General features: G+C 42.9%; 2 protein-coding genes. Both read left to right on the forward strand.

The window, feature by feature from the left end; genetic code table 11:
* Window positions 1-8 precede the first annotated feature (8 nt).
* Window positions 9-572 (forward strand): peptide deformylase, encoded by a 564-nt coding sequence (gene def / locus F6K49_RS45060; protein WP_293108619.1) that lies wholly within the window; start codon window positions 9-11, stop codon window positions 570-572.
* A 414-nt stretch (window positions 573-986) separates the two neighbouring features.
* Window positions 987-1,190, forward strand: coding sequence for a hypothetical protein (locus F6K49_RS45065; RefSeq protein WP_198953978.1), 204 nt, complete (start codon window positions 987-989; stop codon window positions 1,188-1,190).
* Window positions 1,191-1,858 lie beyond the last annotated feature (668 nt).

The raw sequence follows: 1,858 nt of genomic DNA on the forward strand, positions 1-1,858 counted from the left end.
ATAACCCCATGACTGCTGAACTTATCGTTGAAAAGAAAAAATTAGAGAATCCACCATTAACAATTCATTATCTAGGCGATCGCGTCCTGCGTCAGCCTGCCAAGCGGGTTGCTAAAGTAGACCACAACATCCGAAAATTAGCTGAGCAAATGCTGCAAACCATGTACAGTGCAGATGGTATCGGTTTGGCAGCCCCTCAGGTCGGGATTAATAAGCAAATAATTGTGGTTGACTGTGAACCTAATAACCAAGACAACCCACCGCTGTTGTTAATTAACCCAGAAATCAAGAGTTTTGGTAGCACCCCGTGTGATGGCCAGGAAGGTTGTTTGAGCATCCCCGGTGTATATTTAGATGTCACCCGTCCAGACGACATTGAAGTAGCCTACAAGGATGAGAACGGACGCCCTAGAACCTTAAAGGCGAATGGATTACTATCTCGCGTCATTCAGCATGAGATAGACCATCTTAAAGGAGTGATGTTTGTTGATCGGGTGCAAAATGGTCTAGCCTTGACTGAAGAACTGAATAAGCACGGGTTCTCACCCCAAGCGGTGAAACCAATTAAATAACTATACCAATCTGATTTTATTTGTGCAACCTCTGGTGAGGTCGTCATAGGGTGATGGAAAAGACTATAACAACCTGTTCTTGTTCAATTTTCAATTACGATTGCTATAGTCACAGTTGCTATAGTCACAGTAATATTTATACTCCCTTAACTTTCTACAATTTCCTGAACTGTGACTGCTCTTATAAACTTGATATGAAGTCCGGTTAATCACTTATAATAGGGTTTATCGGATCGGTATAAATTTAAAATTGGCAATTGTCAATCTTCAATGCTTAATTAACTAACACCCAAGCATGATAAATACTAAAACGCACTAAATATGACCTATTACTTAGAGGTTAGGTCTAATTGATTGGCCCACAGCTAATTTCAATCTTATGATTTCTGATAATAATCTTTAACAAAAAAGCTTATGATGACTCCAAAAAGTGCTCTATTTTTGATGATTGCCTGTGTGGCTGGGATTGCGGCTGTGGGTTCAATTTTTGAACTTTCCTATGGTGACCCCGAGTTAGGTAAGTTGGTGACTGGAATTATCCTCGCTGCTAGTATTCCTATTGGTGGTCTCTCTTTCTACCTAGCGGTGCTTGATGCCAGGGCGAATATCAAGGGCTAATGATATTTTAAAAAATAGTAGTGAAATTCGTTTGGTGGTGCAATTCCTTTGCTAGAAACCATCGTAAACCGTGGGTGATTAGGATCCAAGGATATACAAAAATGATTGGACAACTGATCACTATCCTGGTGATGTTAATGCAGCCAAAGTAATCCAAAGCCTCTGCTAAGGCGACCGTTGGGCATTTGGGAAGTATGCGAGCGATGCAGCGCGGTCTTGGGGAAAGAAAACCCCCACTCGCGCTTTGCATGGCTGACAGGGTGGATGTTTCCTATATCTGTGTTGATCGAGAGATCTGCAAAGGAAAGAAACGTTCTTGAAACTAGAATCCCCTGCCGGATTAGCATGGGGAGTGTGATTGAACCTCCCCACCCTAAGAGGGATGGGGATTCCCAGGCACAGCCGTGGGCGACTGTTATCTCCATGGGCGTGACTTTCCCGCGCACCGAACGCGCCCCGCGTGGCCTATGGCCAGGGTAGCTGAGTAGGGTCAATACCCAGTTTTTTTGAGACCCTTACTTTTTATATTAACACTATTTGAGAGGGAAAATTCATCCTCAGAGACGAAACCTTAGGATAGTGGAGCCTTAATCAAAAAGTTTTAACCCTTTTATGAATAGCCGACTAACCATAAAGGCTCCACTATCCTTACGGTAACTTTAAGACCT

The organism is Moorena sp. SIO3I6 (assembly GCF_010672095.1).